The organism is Acidovorax sp. K2F, assembly GCF_025246485.1.
Taxonomy (GTDB): Bacteria; Pseudomonadota; Gammaproteobacteria; order Burkholderiales; family Burkholderiaceae_C; genus Acidovorax; species Acidovorax delafieldii.
Window position 1 is genome coordinate 1 of record NZ_JAOBSQ010000092.1, and the last position, 1505, is coordinate 1505.

Below are 1505 nucleotides of genomic sequence, written 5' to 3' on the forward strand. Positions count from 1 at the left end.
CTGGGCGCCTGGCACGATGCCCTGGCGACGGTCGGGAGCCACGGTCACATCGCTGCCGGTCAGCGTGTTCTTCACCTCGATGCGAGCCTTCTGCGTCTGGCCAGCGTTGAACGCTTCAAAGGCGGCCGACTTGACCACCTGCGCGCCCCAGCTGGTGTCTTCAGGCTGATCCTTGCCAGGCGCAGAGCCCTTCTGTTCGAGCTGGGTCAGGCGCTCAGCCAGGGTGCGCTGCTCAACGCCGATGTTTTCCAGTGCGGTCTTGGTGTCGGTTGCCACCTTGCCGAGGGTCTTCATCTCGCCGTCGGCCTTCTCGGACATGGCGGTCAATTTGCTCTCCACCGCGTCGAGAGCCTTCATGATGGAGGTGCCGTCGAGTTCGCCGAGCATTGCAAAGCCGGTGAGGCCCAGCGCCATGTGCGGATTGCTTGCCACGAGCGCAGGGATATCCACGCCGGCTGCCTGAGCGCCCAGTGCGACGAAGGCAACAGCCAGAAGAGCCATTGCGCGGAAGGAGAAAAGAGACTTTTTCATATGCGTCTTTCTGAAATGAAAAAACCGCCTCTTGGGCGGTCATTGGTTGCGGGTTGGGGTGAGTGGCTATGCGGCCAAACGCTGGAGTCGCTCCAGGATCAGGCGCTCGGTCTTGGCTTCCGCGTCGTCGGGGACATCCCGTCCCGAGAAGATCGCCTTGGCCCGGGAGACGGTTGCCATCGCCTCCCACTTGCCCAGCCCCGCATCCCGCAGCAGCCGTTCAATGTCTCGTTCCGTCTTGCACTCGGGCAGTAGCGCCTCGAAGTCCAGAGACTTCACGCTGGCTGTGTCGATGCGGGCCATGCCATCGGCAGGGAACACCACGGGGGACACCTCCACCAGGCGGGACCACTTGCGGATGGTCCTGCCCGTCTTCGTTTCGTCGTAGTCGCCACGCTTGAGCATCCCGCCGATGCTCAGGCCGTCCAGGGTGCCGTGCTTCATGGCCGCGTGCACGTCGTCGGCCAGGGCGAGGCCCTTGGTCAGTTCGCCTTCTACGAAAAGGCCCTTCTCGTCCTCGCGCGCCACGGTCCATTTCCCAATGGGCATGTCCCACTTGTGGTTCCAGAACATCTTGGGGTGCGCCTGGCTCAGGGTTTCGAGGAAGGCACCGCGCAGGATGGTGTCGCCAGCGGCGTCCACCCCATTGAAGACCGAGGCATAGCCGGTGAACTTGCCGGTGTCCCCGTCCATCTTCAGGGATACGTCACTGAGCGATAGGGTTTTCCGAATCAGCATTGCTGGTTCCTTTCGTTGGCACCTTGCCCAGCTTGTCGATGGGCAGCAGGTTGGTTTGCACCGTGATCACGTCGCCGCCATCGATGGGCGGTTCGTTCTCAAGCTGGCGCATCTCATTTCGTGTGGCCAGGCCGTTCTGCACCTTCTTCGCCGCGATCTCGGTGCGGTCCTTGGCGTTGCCGCGCAGCAGGGCGTCGAGGCTGAACTCGGCCGTCATGGTGGCCCGCTGTCGAGGT

Annotated in this window: 2 protein-coding genes and 1 pseudogene; all 3 read right to left on the bottom strand. The window is 63.1% G+C overall.

From position 1 onward, the window contains the following. The coding region (locus N4G42_RS25355; RefSeq protein ID WP_260669163.1) for a hypothetical protein at nucleotides 1–531 on the bottom strand (531 nt) is incomplete at its 3' end. 66 nt (nucleotides 532–597) lie between these two features. Beyond that, nucleotides 598–1269 (bottom strand): HK97 family phage prohead protease, encoded by a 672-nt coding sequence (locus N4G42_RS25360; protein ID WP_260669164.1) that lies wholly within the window; start codon nucleotides 1267–1269, stop codon nucleotides 598–600. After that, a pseudogene (locus N4G42_RS25365) lies at nucleotides 1238–1505 on the bottom strand (phage portal protein); the annotation flags it as partial. The pseudogene N4G42_RS25365 and the gene N4G42_RS25360, both read right to left, overlap by 32 nt.

What these genes read in the sequence shown, in the direction of transcription:
- N4G42_RS25360 (WP_260669164.1), bottom strand. Translation starts at nt 1,269, where the DNA reads ATGCTGATTCGGAAAACCCTATCGCTCAGTGACGTATCCCTGAAGATG.